The sequence below is a fragment of the Microvirga mediterraneensis genome (genome assembly GCF_013520865.1).
GTDB classification, from domain to species: Bacteria; Pseudomonadota; Alphaproteobacteria; order Rhizobiales; family Beijerinckiaceae; genus Microvirga; species Microvirga mediterraneensis.
Genome location: NZ_JACDXJ010000001.1, coordinates 742107 through 766758 on the forward strand (window position 1 = coordinate 742107; position 24652 = coordinate 766758).

General features: G+C 65.3%; 24 protein-coding genes. 10 read left to right on the forward strand and 14 right to left on the reverse strand.

What is annotated here, in order from left to right; translation table 11 throughout:
• Positions 1-61: 61 nt before the first annotated feature.
• From miaB to H0S73_RS03540, 6 genes are all read right to left on the reverse strand, one after another.
• Positions 62-1420: a tRNA (N6-isopentenyl adenosine(37)-C2)-methylthiotransferase MiaB gene (miaB, locus tag H0S73_RS03515; protein ID WP_181050855.1), complete on the reverse strand. Its 1359-nt coding sequence runs from the start codon at positions 1418-1420 to the stop codon at positions 62-64.
• 208 nt (positions 1421-1628) lie between these two features.
• Positions 1629-2630: an adenosine kinase gene (locus H0S73_RS03520; RefSeq protein WP_181050856.1), complete on the reverse strand. Its 1002-nt coding sequence runs from the start codon at positions 2628-2630 to the stop codon at positions 1629-1631.
• A gap of 71 nt (positions 2631-2701) precedes the next feature.
• A complete protein-coding gene (locus H0S73_RS03525; protein WP_181050857.1) occupies positions 2702-3109 on the reverse strand; it encodes a helix-turn-helix domain-containing protein in 408 nt (135 codons plus the stop codon).
• 4 nt (positions 3110-3113) lie between these two features.
• Positions 3114-3683, reverse strand: coding sequence for a Smr/MutS family protein (locus tag H0S73_RS03530; protein ID WP_181050858.1), 570 nt, complete (start codon positions 3681-3683; stop codon positions 3114-3116).
• Positions 3608-4795: a murein transglycosylase A gene (gene mltA, locus H0S73_RS03535; protein ID WP_181050859.1), complete on the reverse strand. Its 1188-nt coding sequence runs from the start codon at positions 4793-4795 to the stop codon at positions 3608-3610. Before mltA ends, H0S73_RS03530 begins: the two co-directional genes overlap by 76 nt.
• Positions 4796-4845: 50 nt before the next feature.
• A complete protein-coding gene (locus H0S73_RS03540) occupies positions 4846-5568 on the reverse strand; it encodes a Tim44/TimA family putative adaptor protein (RefSeq protein ID WP_181050860.1) in 723 nt (240 codons plus the stop codon).
• A gap of 262 nt (positions 5569-5830) precedes the next feature.
• Between H0S73_RS03540 and secB the strand changes: the two genes are divergently transcribed.
• Positions 5831-6313 carry a protein-export chaperone SecB gene (gene secB, locus H0S73_RS03545; RefSeq protein WP_181050861.1) on the forward strand — a complete coding sequence of 161 codons (483 nt, stop codon included), beginning with the start codon at positions 5831-5833 and terminating at the stop codon, positions 6311-6313.
• Positions 6314-6446: 133 nt separating this feature from the next.
• On the opposite strand, the gene dnaQ is transcribed toward secB, so the two are convergent.
• The 5 genes from dnaQ to H0S73_RS03570 are packed head-to-tail and all read right to left on the reverse strand — an operon-like array spanning position 6447 to position 10097.
• Positions 6447-7166 (reverse strand): DNA polymerase III subunit epsilon, encoded by a 720-nt coding sequence (gene dnaQ, locus H0S73_RS03550; RefSeq protein ID WP_181050862.1) that lies wholly within the window; start codon positions 7164-7166, stop codon positions 6447-6449.
• 15 nt (positions 7167-7181) lie between these two features.
• Positions 7182-7787: a dephospho-CoA kinase gene (coaE, locus tag H0S73_RS03555; protein WP_181050863.1), complete on the reverse strand. Its 606-nt coding sequence runs from the start codon at positions 7785-7787 to the stop codon at positions 7182-7184.
• Positions 7784-8632 (reverse strand): shikimate dehydrogenase, encoded by an 849-nt coding sequence (locus H0S73_RS03560; protein WP_181050864.1) that lies wholly within the window; start codon positions 8630-8632, stop codon positions 7784-7786. The genes coaE and H0S73_RS03560 overlap by 4 nt, the downstream gene beginning before the upstream one ends.
• A 12-nt stretch (positions 8633-8644) precedes the next feature.
• On the reverse strand, positions 8645-9262 hold the full coding sequence (locus tag H0S73_RS03565; RefSeq protein ID WP_181050865.1) for a Maf family protein: 618 nt from the start codon (positions 9260-9262) through the stop codon (positions 8645-8647).
• Between the two features lie 4 nt (positions 9263-9266).
• Complete coding sequence (locus tag H0S73_RS03570) at positions 9267-10097, reverse strand: pyruvate, phosphate dikinase/phosphoenolpyruvate synthase regulator (protein WP_181050866.1); 831 nt, start codon at positions 10095-10097, stop codon at positions 9267-9269.
• Positions 10098-10477: 380 nt separating this feature from the next.
• On the opposite strand from H0S73_RS03570, the gene hemE reads away from it, so the two are divergent.
• The 3 genes from hemE (at position 10478) to rho (ending at position 13578) form a co-directional block, all read left to right on the forward strand.
• Entirely contained in the window at positions 10478-11515 is a 1038-nt protein-coding gene (hemE, locus tag H0S73_RS03575; protein WP_343058211.1) for a uroporphyrinogen decarboxylase, read from the forward strand.
• Between the two features lie 5 nt (positions 11516-11520).
• Positions 11521-11946 carry a protoporphyrinogen oxidase HemJ gene (gene hemJ / locus H0S73_RS03580; RefSeq protein ID WP_181050867.1) on the forward strand — a complete coding sequence of 142 codons (426 nt, stop codon included), beginning with the start codon at positions 11521-11523 and terminating at the stop codon, positions 11944-11946.
• Between the two features lie 366 nt (positions 11947-12312).
• A complete protein-coding gene (gene rho / locus H0S73_RS03585; RefSeq protein WP_114944157.1) occupies positions 12313-13578 on the forward strand; it encodes a transcription termination factor Rho in 1266 nt (421 codons plus the stop codon).
• A 195-nt stretch (positions 13579-13773) separates the two neighbouring features.
• Here the strand turns inward: rho and H0S73_RS03590 are convergent, their stop codons facing one another.
• On the reverse strand, positions 13774-14694 hold the full coding sequence (locus H0S73_RS03590; protein WP_181050868.1) for a DMT family transporter: 921 nt from the start codon (positions 14692-14694) through the stop codon (positions 13774-13776).
• 121 nt (positions 14695-14815) lie between these two features.
• Here H0S73_RS03590 and H0S73_RS03595 point away from each other — a divergent pair, with 121 nt between their 5' ends.
• Positions 14816-15325: an Lrp/AsnC family transcriptional regulator gene (locus H0S73_RS03595; RefSeq protein ID WP_181050869.1), complete on the forward strand. Its 510-nt coding sequence runs from the start codon at positions 14816-14818 to the stop codon at positions 15323-15325.
• 156 nt (positions 15326-15481) lie between these two features.
• On the opposite strand, the gene H0S73_RS03600 is transcribed toward H0S73_RS03595, so the two are convergent.
• On the reverse strand, positions 15482-17506 hold the full coding sequence (locus H0S73_RS03600) for a thioredoxin domain-containing protein (RefSeq protein WP_343058212.1): 2025 nt from the start codon (positions 17504-17506) through the stop codon (positions 15482-15484).
• Between the two features lie 106 nt (positions 17507-17612).
• Between H0S73_RS03600 and mnmE the strand changes: the two genes are divergently transcribed.
• From mnmE to H0S73_RS03625, 5 genes are all read left to right on the forward strand, one after another.
• Positions 17613-18923, forward strand: coding sequence for a tRNA uridine-5-carboxymethylaminomethyl(34) synthesis GTPase MnmE (mnmE, locus tag H0S73_RS03605; protein WP_246388712.1), 1311 nt, complete (start codon positions 17613-17615; stop codon positions 18921-18923).
• A 319-nt stretch (positions 18924-19242) separates the two neighbouring features.
• Positions 19243-21126, forward strand: coding sequence for a tRNA uridine-5-carboxymethylaminomethyl(34) synthesis enzyme MnmG (gene mnmG, locus H0S73_RS03610; protein ID WP_246388715.1), 1884 nt, complete (start codon positions 19243-19245; stop codon positions 21124-21126).
• 11 nt (positions 21127-21137) lie between these two features.
• Positions 21138-21752 (forward strand): 16S rRNA (guanine(527)-N(7))-methyltransferase RsmG, encoded by a 615-nt coding sequence (gene rsmG / locus H0S73_RS03615; protein ID WP_181050872.1) that lies wholly within the window; start codon positions 21138-21140, stop codon positions 21750-21752.
• A complete protein-coding gene (locus tag H0S73_RS03620; RefSeq protein WP_181050873.1) occupies positions 21749-22588 on the forward strand; it encodes a ParA family protein in 840 nt (279 codons plus the stop codon). The genes rsmG and H0S73_RS03620 overlap by 4 nt, the downstream gene beginning before the upstream one ends.
• A gap of 17 nt (positions 22589-22605) precedes the next feature.
• Positions 22606-23493, forward strand: a complete 888-nt coding sequence (locus H0S73_RS03625) for a ParB/RepB/Spo0J family partition protein (RefSeq protein ID WP_181050874.1) — start codon at positions 22606-22608, stop codon at positions 23491-23493.
• Between the two features lie 137 nt (positions 23494-23630).
• Here H0S73_RS03625 and holA read toward each other — a convergent pair whose 3' ends face one another.
• On the reverse strand, positions 23631-24650 hold the full coding sequence (gene holA / locus H0S73_RS03630; protein ID WP_181050875.1) for a DNA polymerase III subunit delta: 1020 nt from the start codon (positions 24648-24650) through the stop codon (positions 23631-23633).
• Between the last annotated feature and the right edge of the window lie 2 nt (positions 24651-24652).

Genomic DNA, 24652 nt, shown 5'->3' on the forward strand with positions numbered 1-24652 from the left:
CCTCTGAATGTCGGCCGCAAGGTGTGCGGCCAACGGATATGGGGTCTCGCGGGGCTGGAGACTAGGCAGCGACTTGACTGCCGGGTCCGACCCATTCCCCGAACAGGCTGTTGGAACCGGCCTGCGTGATCCGCACCGTCACGATCTCGCCGACGGCGTGGCGGTCGGTCTCGATCTGCACGGCCTGCAGATAAGGCGACTTGCCTGCCATCTGGCCCGGATGACGACCCGGCTTCTCCAAGAGAACGTCGAGGGTCTGCCCCACGGTTCCGTGATTGAAGGCCTGCCGCTGCATTTCCAGCAGATTCTGGAGCCGCGCCAGCCGCTCGGCCTTCACGGCCTCGGACACCTGGGCGTCGATTTCCGCCGCCGGCGTGCCGGGGCGGGGGCTGTACTTGAACGAGAAGGAGCTGGCGAAACCCACATCGGCCACGAGCCGCATGGTCTCCTCGAATTCCGCATCAGTCTCGCCCGGGAAGCCGACGATGAAGTCGGACGACAGCGCGAGCCGGGGTTGGGCCGCGCGGATGCGCTCGATCAGGCGGCGGTACTCGTCGCCCGTATGCTTGCGGTTCATCGCGTCGAGGATGCGGTCGGAGCCGGACTGCACCGGCAAGTGCAGATAAGGCATCACGGCGGGCAGGTCCCGATGGGCCGCGATCAGCTCGTCGTCCATGTCGCGCGGATGGCTGGTGGTGTAGCGGAGCCGGGCGATGCCGGGCACCTCGGCCAGGCGGTGGAGCAGGCGGCCGAGCGACCAGACGGAGCCGTCCGGCCCATCGCCGTGATAGGCGTTCACGTTCTGGCCGATCAGCGTCAGCTCGCGCACGCCCGCATCGGCGAGGCGCAGGGCCTCGTCGAGAATCTTGGCGACCGGGCGCGAGACTTCCGCGCCCCTTGTATAGGGCACCACGCAGAAGGTGCAGAACTTGTCGCAGCCTTCCTGGATGGTGAGGAAGGCCGACACGCCGCGGCTCCGGGTCTTGGCCTTGGAAGGGGCGGGCAGGTGGTCGAACTTGTCCTCGATCGGGAATTCCGTATCGACGATCCGCTCGGAGCGCGACTTGTTCAGGAGGGCGGGCAGGTTGTGATAGTTCTGCGGGCCGACCACCACGTCGACGGCGGGCGCCCGGCGCAGGATCTCCTTGCCCTCGGCCTGCGCGACGCACCCGGCCACCACGACCTTCGTCTCCTGGCCCGATGCCTCGCGCTCCTTCTTGAGCTCGCGCACCCGGCCGAGCTCGGAATAGACTTTTTCGGCGGCTTTCTCGCGGATATGGCACGTGTTGAGGATGACGAGATCCGCCTCCTCCATGGCCTTGGTTTCGCTGTATCCCTCCGTCGCCAGCATGTCCGCCATGCGCTCGGCATCGTAGACGTTCATCTGGCAGCCATAGGATTTGACGAAGACTTTTTTCACGAGATCGGCCTGTCTGCTTGCAATCGGGCGGAAGGGAATGGACGCCGTTTTAAGCCTTTTATGCCTGCAAGAGAATAGCGGCGGTTTGGCTCAAGAAACCCGGCCACCTCGGCGTCGTCCCGGGACTGCGCGGCAGACCCGGGATCGGGTGGGACATGGCCCTTCTTCCTCCCTGCCCGGTTGAGGAAGAAGAGCGTCAGATCCGAACTTACCCCAAAAGTCCTTCCTGCTGCGCCAGCTCGCGCAGGTTCGCCTGCGGGCGGGCGCCCAGGTGGCTGATGATCTCGGCGGCGGCGAGGCCGCCGAGGCGGGCGCAATCGACGAGGTCGAGGTTGTTCACGAGGCCCGCGAGGAAGCCCGAGGCGAAAAGGTCGCCCGCGCCCGTGGTGTCGACCACGCGCTCGACGGGGAAGGCCGGCACGGCCCTGGTCTCGCCGCGAGTCACGATCAGGGCGCCGTCCGCCGAGCGGGTGACGGCGCCGAGCACGTTTTCCTCGCGCAGGGCCGCCAGAGCGCTGTCCGCGTCCGAGGTGCCGTAGAGGCTCTGCAGTTCGTGGATGTTGGCGAAGAGGATGTCGAGGCTGCCGTCGCGCATGAGGCCCAGGAACTCGTCGCGGTAGCGGTCGACGCAGAAGGCGTCGGACAGGGTGAGGGCCACCTTGTTGCCGGCCTCGTGGGCGATCTTCACCGCCTTGCGGAAGGCCTCCTTGGCGGCCGGCGGATCCCAGAGATAGCCTTCGAGATAGACGATGCTCGAGGCGCGCACCGTGTCCGGGTTCACGTCGTCGGGCGTGAGGTTCTGGCAGGCGCCCAGATAGGTGTTCATGGTGCGCTCGCCATCCGGCGTCACCAGGATGAAGCTGCGCGCCGTAGCGGGACCGTCCTCGGCGGGCTTCACGTCGTAATGGACGTCGATGGCCCTGAGGTCGTGGGCGAAGAGCTTGCCCGTCTCGTCGTTCTTCACCTTGCCGATGAAGCCGGCCTTCACCCCGAGGGAGGCTGCGCCCGCGGCCGTGTTGGCTCCCGAGCCGCCCGACACGATCACCGCCGGGCCCATGTCGCCGTAGAGCTCCTCGGCGCGGGCCTCGTCGATGAGCTGCATGGCGCCCTTATGCACCTTCTTGTGGAGCAGGAACGCCTCGTCCGTATGGGCGAGCACGTCAACGATGGCGTTGCCGAGGGTGAGGACGTCGATGCGGGTCTGGGACATGAGCCACCGGGGTTATGAAATGACGGGGCGCTTTCGCATCCACCGCTCCGGCGGTCAAGGCTCGGGTCTTCTCAGACAGTATCCTGCACCGCCTGGATGGGCACGGGCGAACGCCTCTCGCGGGTCTGGGCCCTGTCGAGAACCGCCAGCATGTCCTCGAGCTCGCTCTCGGAGAGAGACCGGATCTCGCGGGCGAGGCGGTTGGCCAGCAGCGTCGCCTTCGGGTCCCCGCCTGCCGTGTCGATCTTCACCTTCGGGTCGGAGAGATCGGCGAGGCGCGTCAGCTCGTCGGCCTCGTCCCAGATGATGTGGAAATACTGCAGGACGCCCTGGATGAGCGCCCAGGTGGGCTTGCCGCGCTCGCCGCGCTCCAGGGCCGAGAGATAGGCGCTCGACACGCCGAGATGGGACGCCATGTCCTTCAACATCCGCCCGCGCTCCCGGCGCAGCTGCCGAACCCGTTCACCGAAGGGAGTCATGTCGCTATCCTGTGCCCCGCCGCCGGCGGAGCCTGACATAGAGTGCACCGGATCCGCCGTGCTGGGGAGAGGCCTCCTCGAAGCCGATCACCACATGGCGCAGGTCGGGCAGGCGAAGCCAGTGGGGAACCATGCGGCGCAGCACCCCCCGTTCGTCGAACAGGCCGCCGGCAACGGCCGCCCCACCCTTGCCGGTGATGACGAGGACGAGTCCGTAGCCGGAGCCCTGCGCCCGGTGCAGGAACCGCAAAAGGGCGAAATGCGCCTCTTCCTGGCGCATCCCGTGCAGGTCGATGACACTGTCCACCTCCTTGCGGCCCCGGCGCAGGGCCTGAAGGGTCTTGCGCTCCACCGGAGCCAGCGGGGGCAGGGCGGGTTTCGCCGGGGGCGGGAGCGGAGGCAGCACGGGCACGGCGGCCGCGGCCTGCGGTGCGGAGGCCGTGGCGGGTTTGTCCTCGGGTTCCGGCTCGACCGGGAGGCGCTTGCCTTTCATGGGCTTCACATGCCTGGCCACGTGAGACCAGAGCCGCTTCTCCTCGGAGCTGAGCTGGCGGGTGCGGCTTCGCTTGGGCATGAACGGGGGTTGGGCTGCAGGACCACGAACCGCACGGCATGACGGAGCAGGCCGGCGCGCCGTCCCGCCTCCTCGCCGCTGCCGAAGAAGAAATCGCCCCGCGCCGGGCCGACGATGGCCGAGCCCGTGTCCTGGGAGATCATCAGCCGCCGCAGGGGCTCGGCCGTGTCGAGGGTGAGTGGCAATTGCCCGTCGAGCCAGACGGGAAGGCCATAGGCCCACAGGGATCGATCCACAGCGAGGCTCCGGCCGGGCACGAGCGGGGTGCCGGCGCCTCCGATGGGGCCGTCCTCGGGCGCGAGCTCGCCCGCCTCACGGAAGAAGATATAGGACTGGTTCTGCCGCATCAGAGCCTTGGCCGATTCCGGGTGGCTCTTGAGCCAGCCCATGAGCTTGTCCAGCGTCATGGTCTCCAGATCCATCTCGCCCCGCTGCACCAGAAGGCGGCCGATGGACGTGTAGGGCCGGCCATTGCGCCCGGCATAGGCCACGCGCATCACCGAGCCGTCGTCGAGGCGGATGCGGGCCGAGCCCTGCACATGGATGATGAAGGCCTCGCCCGGCTCGCGCAGATAGACGATGGGGCGGGCGAGCGTTCCTAAGGCTCCGTTCTCGATGGCGGCACGGTCGGGATAAGGCTCGTAGCCGCCCCGGGTGCGCCGGGCCGCCTGGAGGCCCTTGTCGAGGCCGGGCAGGGTTTCGCCCTGTGGGATCGTGACGAGGTCGTCGGGCCGGTCGAGCAGGGGGACCCGATAGGTCGCGTCAGGCCTGCGCGAGCCCCGGAATTCGGGCTCGTAATAGCCCGTGAGGAAGCCGCCGCCGGACAGGGGCGTAACGGCGAGGGGCTGAAAACGGGTTTCGAAGAAGCGCCTCGCCTCGGCCCGGCCGAGACCGGGCGTCTTCAGGGCCTCGCGGCAGACGGCCAGGAGGTCCGCTTGCGGTGCCTGGGCCGGGCGAAGGGCGGCGGCACTGGCCTCGAGAGGCCGGCAGGAGCGCAGGAAGGCCTGGAAGGCGGCGGCGTGATCGTCCGCCTCCCAGCCGGCGAGATCCTGGAAGGACAGGGGCTCGAGCCGCGCCTGATCCGCCAGCGCCGAGGCCGAGCCAGTGGACATGGTCAGCGTCCAGACGAGAGAGCAAGCGAGGAGGGCCCGCCCGGCATGCCTCATTGCCCCGCTTCGGTCGCCACAAGCTGCCAGTTGGGATCGCGGCTGCCGAGGGTGCGCGCGAAGGTCCACACGTCGGTGACGTCGGCCACGGTCTCCGGGCTGCCGTCGACCACGGTGCCGGAGGCGTCACGGGTGGCCGTGATGAGCTTGGAGAGGAAGCGCACGACGATCTGGGCCGTCTTGCCCTGAAGCTCGGCGCCCGCCATCTCGGCCTTGTCGATGGACACGAAGGTGGTCTCCACCGTCTCACCGCGGCGCTCGCGCTCGGTGATCGCCCGCTCGAAGCCTTCATAGACGTCGCGGGAGAGAAGATCCTTGAGAATCTTGCGGTCGCCCTGGGCGAAGGCGGTCACGATCATTTCATAGGCCGACTTGGCGCCCTCCAGGAACTCGGCCGCGTCGAAGCCAGGCTCCGCGCGGGCAATGCCGTCGAGGGCCTGGGCCGTGGGCGTGCCGGGCTCGGCGATGCCTTTCCAGCGCTCGGCCGGGGGGATTTCGGACGCGGGACGGGTACCGTTGGCGCCGGGCAGGCGCACCACATTGTGATCGGGCTCGGCCGGCGCATTGCCTGGACGCAAGGGGGCATCCCGACGCGACATCGGGTCGAAGGGCGGTTGCTCGTTGCCGGTCTTCTGCCCCAGGACGGAGCGCAGACGCCAGATCACGAAAACGGCGAGTACGATAAAAATGAGGGTCGTGATGTCGAAGGAATCCTGCATCGTCGATCCGTTGTGAGCCTGCCCGGGCCCGGCTGTCGCCGGGCGTTGTGTGGAGGAGGCGAAGGTGTCATCCTTCGCATATGGGGTCTTGAGGTCGTAACATCCACCTCCGCCCCCGACAAGCGAATGAGTCGGCTGAAATCTTGCTTCATGTCGGAGAAGCTGATAGCGCGAATATCCATGGCCCGAAGCGAGCCGGCGCTTTGCCTGACGACGTGTTTCGTCCGGGCCCGACAAGACACCCCTCAGGGAGCATGAACCCATGGCCGAGAACCCGGCAAACAACGGAGCGCCCGCGCTCAACGCCCTTGCGCAGTACTGCAAGGACTTTTCCTTCGAGAACCCCAACGCCCCCCGGTCCCTGCAGCAGCAGTCGGAAGGCCCGCAGATCAACCTGCAGGTCAACGTGAACGCCAAGCAGCTCGCGGATGCGGATTTTGAGGTCGACCTGACCCTCGAGGGCGATGCCAAGATCGGCGGCAAGGACGTATTGTTCGCCTTCGAGCTGACCTATTCGGGCGTGTTCCGGATTCAGAACATCCCGCAGGAGCAGCTGCACCCGGTGGTGATGATCGAGTGCCCGCGCCTGCTCTTCCCCTTCGCCCGCCAGATCGTGGCCGATGCGGTGCGCAACGGCGGCTTCCCGCCCCTCTACATCGACCCGATCGACTTCGTCGCCCTCTACCGCCAGCGCGCCGCCGAGGTGCAGGCCCAGCAGAATGGCGCCGGTCCGACGCTGTCGTAAGCCTTAGAACCATCGACGGATTTCAGGATCGGGCGAGGCGGCTTCCGTCTCGCCCGATTTTTTATGCCCGGACGGAGATGTCGTGAGAACGGTCGACATCTCCCTCCGGGAGCCGTGGGAATGATGCCGAACCTTAAGAGGACGCCTCCGGCGTGGTCTCGCCGAGATATTCGCGCCAGAGGGCATTGGGCCCGAGCTGCTGGATGAAGGCCTCATGGGCCGCGCGCTCGGCCTCGGTCAGGCGCGGGATCAGGGTGCGGGGACGGGCGTCGCGCGCCGCAGCCTGACGGGAAGCGGCCGACCGTGAGGTGGGTTTGAGCGAGAGGTCGAAGCCGACCTGCCGGCCGCCGATCAGCTCGATATAGACCTCGGCCAGGATCTCCGCGTCGAGGAGCGCCCCGTGCTTGGTGCGCCTGGAATTGTCGATTCCGTAGCGCGAGCAGAGGGCATCGAGGTTGTTCGCCGCGCCCGGATGCTTGCGCCGGGCCATCGAGAGCGTGTCGATCACATCGGGCAGGTTGAACGGCGTGTGTCCGGTGCGGGCGAATTCCGCGTTGAGGAAGCCGATATCGAAGGCGGCGTTGTGGATGACGAGCCGCGCATCGCGGACGAACTCGGCGAATTCATCGGCGATGGCCGCGAAGACCGGCTTGTCCTTAAGGAACTCGTCGGAGAGTCCGTGGACCGCGAAGGCTCCCGGCGAGACCGGGCATTCGGGGTTGATGTAGACGTGATAGCTCTTGCCCGTGGGGATATGGTTGAGCAGCTCGACGCAGCCGATTTCGATCACCCGGTCGCCGTTGGCATGATTCGTGCCGGTGGTCTCGGTATCGAGAACGATTTCACGCAACATTACGAAAACTCTTCATCAAAAACTGCGACGCCGACCGGGCCGACCGGCGAGGCAGGCGAGGATCGACCGCACCTGCGCCTCGGCGGAGGCGAAACCGCGGCTGGAATCGACCAGGAAATGGGCACGGGCCCGCTTGTCGGCATCCGGCATCTGCTTGGCCAGGATGACACGAAATTTCTCGTCCGTCATGCCGGGACGGGCCAGGACCCGGTCGCGCTGAACCGAAGCCGGCGCGGTGACCACCAGAACCGCGTCGCAGCGCGCCTCGCCGCCGGTCTCGAACAGAAGGGGGATATCCAGGACGGCGACCGGCGACAGGGCCGAAACCTTTTCGAGAAAAGCCTCCTCCTCGTCCCGCACCAGCGGATGCACGATGGCCTCAAGCTGCTTCATGCCCTCCGGATCGCCGAGAACCACCGCCCCCAGCTTCGCCCGGTCGACGGCCCCGTCCGCGACGGTACCGGGAAAGACCTTCTCGATCAGCGGCGCGGCGCGGCCGCGATAGAGCCTGTGCACGGTGGCGTCGGCATCGTGAACCGGCACGCCGAGCCTGCGGAAGAGATCGGCGGTGGCCGATTTTCCCATGCCGATGGAGCCGGTGAGTCCGAGCACGAAGGTCATCGATGCCCCTCGATATCGGCCAGGATCAGCGCCCGCAGCTCGGGCGTCACCTCCGGGGTGACGCCGAACCAGCGCCGGAAGCCGGGCACCGCCTGGTGCAGCAGCATCCCCAACCCGTCGACGGTCCTCAGACCCCGAGCGGCCGCGGCCGCGAGGAGAGGGGTCTCCAGCGGAACGTAGACGATGTCCGCCACGGCCGCGTTCCCCGGCGCCCGGGACAGGTCGAGGTCGAGAGGCGGCTGACCCGCCATGCCGAGGGACGTGGTGTTGACGATGAATTGGGCATGCGGGATGACGCGCCCGAGGTCTTCCCACGCCGAGGTCTCAAGAGCCACGGAACTGCCGGGTCGCAGATCGCGGACAAGATCCTCGGCCTTCGACAAAGTGCGGTTCGTTACGAAAATCCGTTTCAGCGGCCGCTCCTGGAGCCCCGCCACCACGGCTCGGGCCGCCCCGCCGGCGCCGAGCACGAGGGCCGTATCCACATCCTGTTCCCAGCCTGTCCTCAAGGTAGCATCGAGATGGGCCATGAAGCCGGGCACATCCGTGTTGTCGCCCCAGAGCACGCCGTCCTCGATCCAGAGGGTGTTCACGGCGCCCACGCGCTCTGCCCGAGAGGTGCGGCGCTCGACGCCGAGGAAAGCCGCCTCCTTGTGCGGAAGGGTGACATTGCCGCCGGCGAAGCCCTGCGACGGAAAGCCCTTCAGGAATTCCCCGAAATCCACAGGCGCCACGTCGATGCGCTCGTAGGAGCCGTCGAGCCCGTATTGCTTCAGCCAATAGCCGTGGATCAGCGGCGACCGGGAATGCTTGATCGGATGGCCGACGACGAAGGCCTTCGTCATGACATGAGGTCCTTAAAGGGCGAGGCTGCCGAGGCGGCGCAGGGAGGCGAGGAGCGAAAGGAGAGGGAGGCCCAGGATCGTGGAATGGTCTCCCTCGACCGTCTCGAAGAGATGAATGCCGAACCCTTCGAGCTGGTAAACACCGACGCTTTTGAGCACGTCCGGTCCGGCCAAGTCGAGATAGAGATCGATCGCCTGCTCGGTCAGGGGCCGCATGGTGAGATGGGCGCTCGCGGCAAAACGCTCGACGACCTGCCCGCCGATTGCGATGGCTCCGGCCGAATGCAGGACATGACGACGGCCCGACAAGGCCATCAGATGAGCCTTGGCCGCATCGCGACTCGTGGGCTTGTGGAACACCGCGCCGTCGCATGCGAGAACCTGATCGGCCCCGAGCACGACCCGCTCCGGATGGCGGCGGCTGACGGCGAGCGCTTTTTCCTCCGCGAGGCGCCCGGCGAGCGACGGCGGATCGAGCGCCTCATGGGCGGCGGCGTCCTCGACGGCCCGCTCGTCGATGCTGGAATTCTGCGTCTCGACGGGAAGCCCCGCGCTCACGAGCAAGGCAAGCCTCGTCGCGCTGGTTGAGGCGAGGAGGAGTTTTTCGGCATGGGTCCAGAGCACCGGCATGAATCTATTCCGCGATGAAGCGCAGGCGATGGTCGCGATAATGGTCAATGATCGCCGCGGCCGTCTCCTCGATGGAGCGCCGGGTCACGTCGATGACCGGCCAGCCGTTGCGCGCGAACAGCCGCCGCGAGGCCGCCAGTTCCTCGGCCACGGCGTCGCGGTCCACATAGGAGGTATCGTCGTCGGCGTTGAGGCTCAGCAGCCGGTTCTGCCGGATCTGCACGATCCGCTCGGGCGTCGCCACTAGGCCGACGATCAGCGCTTTCCGGGCGGTTTCGAGAACCGACGGCGGCGGCACGCCGGGCACGAGCGGAATGTTGGCCGTCTTCAGGCCGCGATTGGCGAGGTAGACGGCCGTCGGCGTCTTCGAGGTGCGGCTCACGCCCACCAGGATCACATCGGCGTCGTCGAGATCGTGCGGCAGGTGCCCGTCGTCATGGAGGAGGGTGAAGTTCATCGCGTCGATGCGCTTGAAATATTCCGCGTTCAGCATGTGCTGCGCGCCGGGCCGGGCCGTCGAATGGGTGCCGAGATAGGAGGAGAGCAGGGCGTGGACCGGCTCCAGCACGGAAAGGTGCGGGGAGCCCGTGTTGCGGCAGACCTCCTCGAGCCGGTGAGCCAGATCCTGCTCCACCAGGGTATAGAGCACGATGCCCGGCGCGGTCTCGATCTCGCTGATCACGCGCTCCAGCTGCGTGTTGGAGCGCACGAGGGGATAGACATGCTCGATGGCGGCGACGCCCTCATATTGCGCCACCACCGCGCGGGCGACGGTGATCAGCGTTTCGCCGGTCGAATCCGAGACGAGATGGAGATGAAAATAGCTGCGTCCCACGGCGGATGCTCTCCAGGCAAAGGAGTCGATCAGTGTGGATAAAACGCTCTCATCCGGAGGTCCAGCCGAGGGGCCTGTGGGTTTCGCCTCGATCCATCAACAGGGCTCGTCATTGTGCGAGTCCGAAAGAGCCGATTTGGGAGAATCCGGCACGAATCAGCGCCAAGAATTCGATTCATATCTGGTTAATCTTCGTTAACGGGCTGTTAAGCTTTAAGAATCCGGAAAGGATTGTGACACCCTCGCCCCATCCGTTAATGACCCGTTAACGGCACGGGCCGTGTGGACCGCTTGTGGACGGGCTTGCGGCTTTGCGATTCACGGCCCAAGAGAAACATCAGATTCTTAGATTCAAAGATTATATTTTTAAGAGAGGGCCTGTGAGCGAACGTCCCACCAAAGCGATCCTCCGCGTGCTGAACGGCGAGCCGGTCTGGCCGCTTCCGATCTGGATCATGCGCCAGGCCGGCCGCTACCTGCCGGAATACCGGGAGACTCGGAAGCAGGCGGGCTCCTTCCTCGATCTCTGCTACAATCCAAGGCTTGCCGAGGAAGTGACCCTCCAGCCGATCCGGCGCTTCGGCTTCGACGCCTCGATCCTGTTCTCGGACATCCTGGTCATTCCCCATGCGCTCGGCCAGGACGTGCGCTTCGTCGAGAACGAGGGGCCCAAGCTCGATCCGGTGACCACCGAGAAGGATTTCTCGCGGCTGGCCGACGAGCTGCCGCTGGAGCGGCTCGATCCGGTCTTCGAGACCCTGGACCGCCTGAGCAAATCTCTGCCGAAGGAGACGACCCTTCTCGGCTTCTGCGGCGCGCCTTGGACGGTGGCGAGCTACATGATCGCCGGCAAGGGCACCCCCGACCAGGCACCGGCCCGGCTCACCGCCTATCGCGACCCCGCCTTCATGGATGCGCTGATCGACAAACTGGTGCGGGCCTCCACGGCCTATCTCATCCGCCAGATCGATGCGGGCGCCGAGGCGGTGCAGATCTTCGAGAGCTTCGGCTCGGCCCTGCCGCCCGCTCTATTCGACCGTCTGTCCCTGAACCCGATCCGCCGGATGGTGGAGGGTCTTAAACAGGCTCGTCCCCAGGCCAAGGTGATCGTCTTCGTGCGCGGGGGAGGGGCCAATCTCCATCGCTTCGCCTCGGCTGGGATCGGCGATGGGCTCGCCCTCGACTGGACCCTCGATCCGGCCGTCGTGCTGCCGACCATGCCAGACACGGTCGCGACCCAGGGCAATCTCGATCCCCTGGCGCTGATCGCCGGCGGGGCGGCTTTGACCGACGGCGTCGATCACATCCTGGGCGCGGTGCGCGGACGCCCGCACATCTTCAATCTTGGGCACGGCATCCTGCCGGAGACACCGATCGAGCATGTCGCCCAGATGATCGCTCGCGTGCGGGGAGCCTGATCGCCATGCTCTATCTCTGGCTCAAGGCGTTCCACGTGATCGCCGTCATCGCGTGGATGGCCGGCATGCTCTATCTGCCGCGCCTCTTCGTCTATCATTGCGACGCCCCGAAGGGCTCGATCCAGTCCGAGACCTTCAAGATCATGGAGCGGCGCCTGCTCAAGGCCATCATCAACCCGGCCATGGTGGTGACCTGGGTGCTCGGGCTGTATCTCCTCTGGGACGGCGGCTGGTACACCTCCGGCTGGATGCACGCCAAGATCGCTCTCGTGCTGATCATGTCCGGCCTGCACGGGGTCTACGTGAAGCGGCTCAAGGAGTTCGCTGCGGACAGGAACACGAAGCCGGCGAAATATTATCGCATCCTCAATGAGGTCCCGACGCTCCTCCTGATCGGCATCGTGATCCTGGTGATCGTGAAGCCGTTCTGACGGCTTTGCAGGTGCGGAGTTCCGGGTCCAGAGTGAAACCTAGGATCGTGTGGCGAGGATAGCGCTGAACCCCCTCTCCCTGAGGGAGAGGGGGTTCAGAGTCTCATTCTGCCGTCGATCCAAATCCTGGCTTTGCCCGGCCCGAAATGACCCTTTTGGATTCAATCCTTCAAAGCCTCTTGAGCCTGGGTGCGAATGAGGCTAAATAAGAATCCTCCTCCTCTACAGACAGGTGCGCTGCACGGGGCCCCCAGGGCTCTCTCTCAAGTCACCCCTCGTGAACTGAGCGGCCCTGTCGAACGTTTCCCCGATCTCCTCCGCGTACAGCCCCATCTGCCCGCGAATTTACCCCGAGAGTGTTCCCCGATGAGGGAAATCAAACTTCAAGACCTGAAATCCAAGACGCCCACCGAACTCATCGCCTTCGCCGAAGAGCTCGAGGTCGAGAACGCGAGCACCATGCGCAAGCAGGAGCTCATGTTCGCCATCCTCAAGCAGCTGGCGGCACGCGAGGTGGAAATCATCGGCGCGGGCGTGGTCGAGGTGCTGCAGGACGGCTTCGGCTTCCTGCGCTCGGCCGATTCGAACTACCTTCCGGGCCCCGACGACATCTATGTCAGCCCAAGCCAGATCCGGAAATTCGGCCTGCGCACCGGCGACACGGTGGACGGCCCGATCCGCGGCCCGAAGGAAGGCGAGCGTTATTTCGCCCTGCTCAAGGTCAACACGATCAATTTCGAGGATCCCGAGAAGATCCGGCACAAGGTCCATTTCGACAACCTGACGCCGCTCTTCCCGCACGAGCGCTTCAAGCTCGAGCTCGACGATCCGACCCGCAAGGACTTCTCGCCGCGGATCATCGACATCGTGTCGCCCATCGGCAAGGGCCAGCGCGCGCTCATCGTGGCGCCGCCCCGCACCGGTAAGACGGTGCTGATGCAGAACGTCGCGCAGTCGATCACCACCAACCATCCCGAGTGCTACCTCATCGTGCTGCTCATCGACGAGCGCCCGGAGGAAGTGACCGACATGCAGCGCTCCGTGAAGGGCGAGGTCGTGGCCTCCACCTTCGACGAGCCGGCGACCCGCCACGTGCAAGTGGCCGAGATGGTGATCGAGAAGGCCAAGCGCCTCGTGGAGCACGGCCGCGACGTGGTCATCCTGCTCGACTCGATCACCCGCCTGGGCCGCGCCTACAACACGGTGGTGCCGTCCTCCGGCAAGGTGCTCACCGGCGGTGTTGACGCCAACGCCCTGCAGCGCCCGAAGCGCTTCTTCGGCGCGGCGCGCAACATCGAGGAGGGCGGTTCGCTCACCATCATCGCCACCGCGCTGATCGATACCGGCTCGCGTATGGACGAGGTGATCTTCGAAGAGTTCAAGGGCACCGGCAACTCGGAAATCATCCTCGACCGCAAGGTCGCCGACAAGCGCACCTTCCCGGCCATCGACATCACCCGGTCCGGCACCCGCAAGGAAGAGCTGCTGGTCCCGTCGGACACGCTCAAGAAGATGTACGTGCTGCGCCGCATCCTCAACCCGATGGGCACGGTCGACGCCATCGAGTTCCTGCTCGACAAGCTGCGCCAGACCAAGTCGAATCAGGAATTCTTCGACTCGATGAACACCTGAGGCGGACCCTTCGCCTCCGACCATCAGAGCCCCATCCTCTCTGCCTGAGAGGATGGGGTTTTCGTTTGCCCTCACAGCACGCCCATGAGCCACAGGATGATCAGGGTCAGCACGGCGGACACCAGGAGCGAACCTGCGCAGCCCAGGCGGTTCGAGAAGACAAAAAACATCGCCGCTCCTGTGATCCGTCCCGCATCACCGCTTCACGGCTGAACCGAAGACGCCGCTCGCGAGCGCAACGCCGACGGACGCCAATGTTATCCCGACAAGTGCGGCGGCATCCGGGATCTCGCCGAGCAGGGGAACGGCGATCACCGCCGCCAGCACGATCGACAGGGGCGACACGGCAGCCGCCCGTGAAGCGCCGAGGTAATCGATGGCGAGCCCGTAGAGAACGATGCCGACGACGCCTGAGAAGAAACCCTGCACGATGGCCTGCAGGATCACGGACCCGGCCAATCCGTGGTCGAGCGCCTGGACCAGGGACGGAGCGCCCAAGGGCAGGAGGATCAGGAATGACCACATCCCGATGAGAGCGGCGGCCTCGAGGGCGGACAAGCCGCTGCGGCGATAGGCATGGGTGTAGATCCCCCACAGGCAGGCGCCGCCCAAGAGCAGCACATGCCCACGCCAGGCACCGTTGCCGGCAAACAGCAATCCATAGCCGCCAATACAGAGGGCGCCGATCAGGATGAGGACAAATCCCGCGATTCTGGCGCGTCCGAGATGCTCGCCAAAGACGAGCCAGCCGATCATCGCCACGAAAAGCGGCATGGTGCCGGGCAGAAGCGGCCCGATCTCCGCCGCCGGGGCAAATTGCATGCCGAGGGCGACCACGAAAAAGAACGGAGCTCCGGATCCGAGGAGCCCGATCCCTTTGAGCAAACCCAGTTTCTTCGGAAATAATCCGATCCGCCAGCTGATGGGAAGCAGCAGGAGCGCTGGAACGCCGAACCGAAGGAGGCCAACGGCGGCCGGCTTCAGGTCGTGCGTCACCGCGTGGCGGGTCGCGACGAGCCAGACCGCCCAGATGGTGACGGTTGCAAAAGCGACAAGCCAGCCGACGAAGGCCGGGCGGTTTCCAGACAGGGGCGTGGGACAGGTGAAATCGGACATGGCATGCCTCCTTGATCTCGTGAGCATAGGCTTGCCGGGGAGGGCATGTCCTTGCGAAGTTCGGCTTGATGCTTGCTCGTTCTTGGCAGAAAATTGCGCCTGGATCCCATCGTGTACAACCATGCCTTATATCAATCTCGACGCTATCGACCTGCGCATCCTGAATGCACTTCAGGCTGACGGACGACTCACCAATCAAGAACTGGCCGATCAGATCGGCCTTTCGCCCTCGCCATGCCTGCGTCGCGTACGGCGTCTGGAGCGCGACGGCTTCATTCGCAGCTACCGGGCCGTACTGGATCGGGACTCCGTGGGTCTCGGCCTCACGGTCTTCATCGAGATCAAGGTGGAAAAACACTCCCGCGACAATGCGCAGGCGCTTCAGCAGGCGCTCGCCGCCATGCCCGAGGTGGTGGCTTGCCACATGGTTTCCGGCACGGCCGACTTCATCGCCGAGATCGTGGTGACCAATCTCAAGGCTTACGAGAAGCTCCTGACGGAAAAACTCCTGGTGCTGCCGATGATCGGCGACATCCGCTCCAATTTCGCCCTCACCCGCGTGAAATCCGACGCGGGCCTGCCCCTTACGCATCTCAAGCGCGGATCGGAGCGGCAGGAGCCGGATTGTTGAGAACTTCGTTTCTCTCCCCGCCGCATGTCGGACGTTTCCGACTTGCGCTGGAGGAAACCGGGTCGCGGGCAAACCCGAAACCTTATGTTTGTGGCCTTGCGCATCTTTTCACGCGAAGCCGATGCCCGCTTTTGCGTTCGATCCTCTGATTGCCGCTCACGCATCGCGCTTTTGCCCTGGCATCAGCATCTCCGCCGCCTGGGCTTTCAACGCTGCCGCCAGGACCGGGAGCGAGCAGCGCATGCCTGCACAGACGAGGGCTTGCGGCCCGGCGTTCGAGGAGGCGAGCGCCTTGGCCGGGTGCTTGTCGTCGAGGCCTTCATCCGATGGCAGCCAGCGGACGCTGCGGACCGGGTAGGGGATTCTCAACCCGGTGTCGAACAGGGGGCCACCATCATTTCCCGTGACGAGGATGGTCAGGCCCCGCAGGTGCAGGTCGAGAGCATTGAGAACCGACGTGTGACCCAGGGGTGACGAGCGGGCGATCCCTGTCAGCCGGGTCAGAAAATCCGAGGCCCGGTGGCGATCGCCGTCGGTCCCCGTGAGCTGCGCCAGGCGAACCAATGCCTCGGCGAAGACGCCGTTGGCGTTGGGGACCGCATCATCCTGGGTCGGCTGCGGCCGGACCACCAGGGGATCCGCGCCCCGGGACGTCATGGCCAGGGCACCGGTCTCCGCGACCCGATGATCGGAGAGCAGCCGGTCGCGCCACGTCTCCGCGTCCCGGAGATAGGCCCGGTCGGAGGTTGCCTCGAAGAGCGCCAGCGCCGCCCGCATCATGGCCGCGTGGTCGAGGGCGAAGCCCGGAAAGATCAGCGCGCCGCCGCGCCAGGAATGCCCGAGCTGGCCGTCGCGGGTCATCGTTTCCGTGACGGCGCGATAGGCCCGTCGGGCGAGCGCGATCCAGTCTGGCCGGTCGAGCAGGGGAGAGGACCGCACCAGCGCGGCGATCATAAGCCCGTTCCAGTCCGCCAATACCTTGTCGTCGAGCCCAGGCCGCCCGCGAACGGACCGCCGCTCCAGCAGTTTCGCGCGCAGGACGGTGAGGCGCTCCTCGACGGCGGCCGGGGCCTCACCGGAGATGAGCCGGTTCGGGATATTGCGACCCTCGAAATTTCCTTCTTCGGTGATGTCATAGACCTTCGCGAAGAAGGCAGCGTCCTCCTCGCCCAGGACATCCTGGATCTCGGCCAGGCTCCAGACGTAGAACCGGCCTTCCTCGCCTTCCGAATCCGCGTCGAGGCTCGACGCGAAGGCACCGTCCGAAGTCATCATCTCCCGCCGGAGCCAAGTGACGATCCCCTCGGCCGTGTCCCTGAACAGGGCGCGGCCGGTCTCGGCATAGGCCAGCGCATAGAGTTCCAGAAGCTGCGCGTTGTCGTAGAGCATCTTCTCGAAATGCGGCACGAGCCAGCGCTCATCGACGGAATAGCGGGCGAAGCCGCCGCCGAGATGATCGTGGATGCCGCCGAGCGCCATTCGCTCCAGGGTCAGGAGGAGCCGCCTCTTCGCCTCGCCGTCGCGCGTTCGGTCGGTATAGCGGTCGAGGAATTCGAGGATCGGCGGATTGGGAAATTTCGGCGCACCCTGCAATCCGCCGTTCTCCGGATCGATCAGCTCGGCAAGACGAAGGCCCAGGCGGTCGAGATCCTCCAGGCTGAGGGTTCCTCCGTCGCCCGTCGCCGTTTTGGCGAGGTGCTGCCGGATCGCATCCCGGTTCTTGAGGATGCGCTCCGGCTCGGCGTGGTAGAGGCGGCTGATCTCGCGCAGCACTCCGACGAAGCCGGGCCGGCCGAAGCGCGGTTCCTTCGGGAAATAGGTTCCGCCCCAGAACGGCTCGCCCTCGGACGTGAGGAACATGGTGAGCGGCCATCCGCCAGGCTCGCCCAGGAGATGCAGGGCGTTCATTTGGACATGATCCACGTCCGGCCGTTCCTCGCGGTCGACCTTGATGTTGACGAAGAGCTCGTTCATGACGGCGGCCACGTCCGGGTCCTCGAAGCTTTCATGGGCCATCACGTGGCACCAATGGCACGCGGCATAGCCGACGGAGATCAGGATCGGCTTGTCCAGCCGCTTGGCCTCTGCCACGGCGTCGGGTCCCCATTCCCACCAATGGACAGGATTGTCCCTGTGCTGCAGAAGGTAAGGGGAGCTGGCCTCGTTCAGGCGGTTCATCATGTCTGCTCCGGCGTCGGCTTTCCAGGGTTGCCGACCTGGGTTCGCGGCTCGTGGCCTTAAGACTTCATCAACCTTAAATCCTCTCAAGATGACGAGGTTCATCCCCATGCGTTCCGACGACACGATCTTCGCCATCGCCTCCGGTCACGGCCGCGCCGCCGTATGCCTGATCCGGATCAGCGGGCCGGAGAGCCGCAGGATCCTGGAGCTGATGGCCGGGAGGATGCCTGAGCCCCGGCGCGCAGTCGTGCGCACCCTCAAGGATCCGGTGACCGGCGAAGCGCTCGACCAAGCGCTCGTGCTGTGGATGCCAGGCCCTGGAAGCTTCACCGGCGAGGATCAGGCCGAACTCCAGATCCATGGCGGGTTGGCGACTCGGGCCGCGGTTCTGCGCGCCCTCGGTTCCCTGGACAATTGCCGCGCGGCGGAAGCGGGTGAGTTCACCCGAAGGGCCTTCCTCAACGGGCGGATGGATCTTGCCCAGGTCGAAGGCCTGGCGGACATCATCGATGCCGAGACGGAGGCGCAGCGCCGGCAGGCCATGCGCCAGCTCGGCGGGCGGATGGGGAATGCCGCCGAGGGTTGGCGCGAAAGCGTGCTGCAGGTTCTGGCGCTTCTCGAGGCGAGCCTCGATTTCTCCGACGAGGGGGACGTGCCGGAGAATCTCGAGGCGGAGATCCTGCAGATGATCGACCGGGTGGGCGGCGAGATCGGCCAAGCCTTGGCGAACCGCAGCGGCGAGCGCCTGCGCGACGGCCTGACCGTCGTGCTGGCGGGTCCACCCAATGCGGGCAAGTCGACCCTTATGAACGCGCTCGCCCGGCGCGACGTGGCCATCGTGTCGCCGATTGCCGGGACCACCCGCGATGTGATCGAGGTCCATTGCGACCTGGGCGGACTGCCCGTGATCATCGTCGATACGGCAGGCCTGCGGGAGAGCGCCGATGTGGTCGAGCAGGAGGGCGTGTCCCGCGCCCGCGCCCGGGCGGAGAACGCCGACCTTGTGCTCTGGCTCGTCCCACCGGAAGGCGAGGAGACGGCGCCACCCCAGGCGCGGCGCCTCGTGCGCGTCGGGACGAAGTTGGATCTCAGCGGGTCCCGGCAAGATTGCGACCTGACGATTGCGGCTGCGACCGGTGAGGGTCTGCCGGAGCTGATCGCACGCCTGGAAGAGGAAGCCGCCGCGCTGATGGGGCAGGGGGATGCCATCGTGACCCGTGAGCGTCACCGCAAAGCCCTTGAGCGCGCCCATGCGGCTTTGGGCCGTTCCCGGGCGATGCTTGTGAACCACGGACCTCTCGAACTGGCCGCCGAGGAAGCTCGGATGGCAGCCCGGGCCATTGGCGAGATCACCGGCCGGGTGGACGTGGAGGATGTGCTGGACCGCCTGTTCTCCAGCTTCTGCATCGGCAAGTAACGAAGCGCTCAGTAACTTTGAATCGAATCGGTGGGAGCCGGAATTCAGATGTTCACGAATCGGTGGAACAATGCTGAATCGGGTGGGCACATCCTGTGAATGGAATGTGCAGAACAGGGGGCCGGTCCAGAATGTTTCACGTGAAACATTTTGCCCTTTTGACCTCTGTCGCGCAGGCCACTAGACCCAAGCCCATAGCGCGAAAAAAATGGTTCTAATTCTTAGTGCCGGGCTGATGCGCCCAGCGTGACGAGTGTGTCGAGCGAGTTCCGAAGGTGCATATCTACCCCGGACACGATGCTCCACGATGGAGAAGGTCATGAGTGAGGTGTTCGATGTGATCGTCGTGGGCGGGGGGCACGCTGGCTCCGAGGCAGCCGCGGCGGCGGCCCGCATGGGCGCGCGCACGGCCCTCGTCACGCACAGGCTGGCAACCATCGGGTCCATGTCCTGCAACCCGGCCATCGGTGGTCTCGGCAAGGGTCACCTTGTGCGCGAGATCGATGCCCTAGACGGGATCATGGGACGCATTGCCGACAGGGCCGGCATCCAGTTCCGCCTGCTCAACCGCCGCAAGGGTCCCGCCGTCCGGGGGCCGCGCACCCAGGCGGACCGTAAACTTTACGCCCGCGCCATGCAGGCCGAGCTGCTGCAGACGCCGAACCTGACGATCGTCGAAGGAGAGGCGGACGATCTTATCGTCCAGGATGGCCGGATCGCCGGCCTTCTCCTGACCGATGGACGCGCGCTCGCGGCCGGGGCCGTGGTGATCACCACGGGCACCTTCCTGTCGGGTCTGATCTATATCGGCGAGAAGAAGATCCCGGCCGGCCGAATGGGCGAGCGCCCGTCCCTGGGCCTGCCGAAGACTTTCGCGCGGCTTGGTTTTACCCTGGGACGACTGAAGACCGGCACACCGCCTCGTCTTGACGGGCGGACCATCGATTGGGCCGGAATCGACAAGCAGGCCGCCGATGATGAGCCGGTGCCGTTTTCCCTGCTCACCACCCGGATCGAGAACCCACAGATCGAATGCGGCATTACGCGGACCACGGACAAGGTTCACGCGCTGATCCGGGAGAACCTGCATCGCTCGGCCATGTATTCCGGCGATATCCAGGGCAGGGGGCCCCGTTACTGCCCTTCCATCGAGGATAAGGTGGTGCGTTTCGGCGACCGTGACGGGCACCAGATCTTTCTTGAGCCCGAGGGTCTCGACGATAGCACTGTTTATCCGAATGGGATCTCGACCTCTCTTCCCGAGGACGTGCAGCTAGCCTTCCTGCAGCATATTCCGGGCCTGGAGAAGGTCCGTATGCTCCAGCCGGCTTATGCCATCGAGTACGATTATGTCGATCCGCGCAACCTGACCGCCGCGCTCGAAACCAAGGCGGTTCAAGGCCTGTTCCTGGCCGGGCAGATCAACGGCACCACGGGCTACGAGGAAGCGGCCGCCCAGGGACTGGTGGCCGGGCTCAATGCGGCCCGTAGGGCTTCCGGCCAGGACGGAACCGTGTTCGACCGGGCCGAATCTTATATCGGCGTACTCATCGACGACTTGATCACCCGCGGGGTGAGTGAGCCCTACCGGATGTTCACCTCCCGCTCCGAGTATCGCCTGAGCCTGCGTATCGACAATGTGGATGAGCGGCTGACCGGCAAGGGCCTTGAGCTCGGCTGCGTCGGTGTGGAGCGCGAGAGGCATTTCCGGCAGTCGCAGGTGGAAACCCGTGAGACCCGGCAGCTCCTGCAGGCCTTGAGCTTGACACCTCAGGAAGCGTCCCGTCGCGGTCTTGAGCTGAACCAGGATGGGGTTCGCCGCTCGGCCTATCAGCTTTTGTCCTATCCGAACATCGGCTGGAATGACCTGACACGGGTCTGGCCGGAGCTATCCACGGTCAGCGTTCCGGTAAAGGATCGGCTGGAGACCGACGCGACCTATGCAGTTTATCTCGACCGCCAGCAGGCCGATATAGCCGCCTATCGCAGGGATGAGGGCGTCGTCCTGGAGGAGACCATCGACTTTCAGGGACTGCCGGGCCTTTCGAACGAGATCAAGGCCAAGCTCGATCTCGTCCGTCCCAAGACCCTGGGGCAGGCGGCGCGGATCGAGGGGATCACGCCCGCTGCCCTGACCCTGCTTGCCGCCCATGCCCGCAAGGGGTCGGGTCGGGTAAGTCGCGTGGCCGAACCTTTGTCTTGACGGAAACTCCTATGACCACCGCATCCGACCTGAATGTTTCACGTGAAACATTCGAGAAGCTGGAAATGCTCGAACGCGAGCTTCGCCGCTGGCAGGCGATCAAGAACCTCGTCGGACCGGCGACCCTGACCCAAATCTGGGACCGCCACATCGTCGATTCGCTCCAGCTTCTCGATCTCGCCCCCGGTGCCGGAACCTGGCTGGACCTCGGTTCCGGGGCCGGATTTCCCGGTCTGGTACTCGCCATCGCGGGGGCGGAGAGGGGGCTCGAGGTCCACCTTGTCGAAAGCAATTCGCGCAAATGCGCCTTCCTCCGCCACATCGCCAGGCTGACCGGCGTGTCGGCGACGGTCCATGAAGCGCGGCTCGAGACCGTGGTGCCGGGCTTCATCGGCAAGGCCGATATCGTCTCCGCCCGTGCTCTGGCATCACTCGCCATGCTGCTGGATTGGACTGCCCCCTTGTTGAAAGCGGGGACAATAGGCCTGTTTCCCAAAGGGCGGGACGTCGAGTCCGAATTGACCGAGGCGCGGAAAAAGTGGACATTCGCGGCAGAGATCCTGCCGAGCCTGACCGATTCCGAAGCCAGGATTCTTCGCATAACCTCCATCGAGAGCCATTCATGATGACCGATCGCAACGGATCCGAAGCAGGCGCGCGTGGCGTGACGCCACGCGTTCTCGTGCTTGCCAACCAGAAGGGGGGCGTCGGCAAGACCACGACGGCGATCAACCTCGGCACCGCGCTCGCCGCCATCGGCGAGAAGGTTCTGATCATCGATCTCGACCCGCAGGGCAACGCCTCGACGGGTCTGGGAATCGACCGCAAAAGCCGTCAGGTCTCGACCTATCACGTGCTTGCCGGGGAAGCGTCGCTGTCCGAGGCGATCACCGAGACCGTGGTGCCCGGCCTGTCGGTTGCACCTTCGACCCTCGACCTGCTCGGCGTCGAATTGGAGATCGCCAATGAGCGGAACCGCTCGCATCGGCTTCGCTCCGCAATTCAGAGCCTTTCCGGCTCCGAGGTAAGTGAACCTTTTACCTATATTTTGATCGATTGTCCGCCATCGCTCAATCTCTTGACCATCAATGCCTTGGTCGCCGCTGACGCTGTTCTGGTCCCCCTCCAATGCGAATTTTTTGCTCTGGAGGGCCTCAGCCAGCTGCTCAAGACGGTCGAACAGGTCCGTTCAGCTCTCAACCCGGACCTGTCGATCCACGGTGTCGTGTTGACCATGTTCGACCCGCGCAACAACCTCTCGGGCCAAGTGGTGGCCGACGTGCGCGAGTTCATGGGCAGCAAAGTTTACGAGACCATGATCCCGCGCAACGTTCGCGTGTCCGAGGCACCCTCGCATGGCAAGCCGGTCCTGCTCTACGATCTGAAATGCGCGGGCTCGCAGGCTTATCTCCGTTTGGCATCCGAAGTCATTCAGCGTGAACGCGCCCTGCGCGCGGCATAAAACATTTGAGAGAGACAATGGCAGAAGAAGGTAAGTCGCGCCTGGGCCGTGGATTGGCCGCCCTGATCGGGGAGGTCGGGGACGAGATGGGCAACCTTGAACGCAAGGGTTTCGTGCCGCGCCACGTGCCGGTGGAGTTCCTGCGCCCGAACCCGCGCAACCCGCGCAAGGTCTTCGATGACGAGGATTTGCAGGAGCTGACCCAGTCGATCAAGGATCGCGGCATTATCCAGCCCATCGTGGTGCGATCCGTGGTGCCGGGATCAACCGAGAACTATGAGATCGTCGCCGGCGAGCGCCGCTGGCGCGCGGCGCAGAAGGCGGGCCTGCACAAGGTGCCGGTGGTCGTCGTGACCATCGACGACAAGACTTCGCTGGAATACGCGATCCTCGAAAACGTCCAGCGCGCCGATCTGAACCCGATCGAGGAGTCGGAAGGCTATTCGCGCCTGATGGTCGAGTTCTCCTACACGCAGGAGAACCTCTCGAAGATCATCGGCAAGAGCCGCAGCCACATCGCCAACATGCTGCGTCTCGCCGATCTTCCGGCCGGCGTGCGCAAGCTCCTGATGGAACGCAAGCTCACAGCCGGCCACGGTCGCGCGCTCCTGTCCGTGAAGGACCCGGTCCAGGTGGCCAAGCGCGTCATCGACGAGGGCCTGAGCGTGCGCCAAGTCGAGGAGATCGCGCAGAACGACAACGCGACGCCCGAGAAGGCGGAGGCCAAGGCGGAAAAAGCCGCCAAGGCGGAAAAAGACCCGGATACCCGCGCGCTCGAGCGAGCCCTGCAGGACGTGCTCGGCCTCACCGTCAGCATCGACCACAAGGCCAAGGGCGGCGAACTGCGCATCAAGTACAAGACCCTGGATCAGCTCGACGGCCTGTGCCGGCGGTTGAACCCGTAAGCGCCGGAGACACTTTCCCACGAGATGGCCGGCCTTGTGCCGGCCATCTCGTTATCAAGAATCGCCACACTTCAAGCAATCGAGGTCACCGGCACAAAGCCGGTGACGACAGAGGATGAACTTGCGACAGGGGGACATTACCGCCGCGCCGCGCGCGCGATGTCCAGCAGGGTCTTGGCCGCGATCGTATCATCCAGGTCGGAGAGGCGGCGGGTTTGCAGAAGGCTCGCCTGGAGAAGCGCGATGGCGTTCTTGAGATTGTCGCTCGTCCAACGCTGAAGGTGACGCTCAACCAATGGTTTGCGCCGGAAATGCAGGCTGCGCATGGTTTCCATGACGGCCGGGATCGGTCGGCCTTCCTCTACGGAAAGGCGTGCCGTCAGCAGCATCAGGGCATGGCGCAAGGCCGCGCCGAGCAGCACGGCCGCGTTGATCCCCTCGGCGGCCAAGCGCCGGGAGCCGGTCTCCAGGCCCGTGCCCTCACCGCCGAAAGCGGCATCGACGACCGCATCCATGGCAAGACTCGACACGTCGCTCATGATCGCGTCCACGTCGGCCAACGTGATCTCGCGCTGGCCATGGGCATAGAGCATGAGCTTGGCGAGCTCGCCCCGGGTGGCCAGCCGGTCGCCGCCGAGGCTTGCGATCAGGGCCGTGCGCGCGTCGCGCTGGATGGAAAAGCCGCTCGCCTTCAGGGTCTCGTCGACCACGGTGCCGAGGTCACGGCCCGTATCCGCATAACAGGGCAGGGCGAGCGCTTTCTGCGAGCGCTCGCAGAGGGTCCTCAACGGCGAGGATTTCTGCAGGTCGCCTCCCTCGATGACGATCACCGTATCCTGGATCTCGCCCTTGAGCACCGCATCGACAGCCGGCGCGATGTTGCGCGAGGTCGATTTCACCCAGATCGCACGCTTGCCGCCGAACAGGCCCATCGTGCCGGCCTCATCCGCCAGCCGGGCCGGGTCCGCGGCGATGTCGTCGCCGTCGATGCGGATGAGCTGGAAGGGGTCGGCCGGGTCGTCCACGGAGCGCTCGGCGACAGTGCGGGCGCGCTCGTTGATCAGGCCCATATCGGGCCCGTAGAACAGGAAGACGCCGATCCGCGGATCGGGGCGCCGCAGCGCCCCTTCCACGTCGCCTGCTTTGACGGCGACCATCG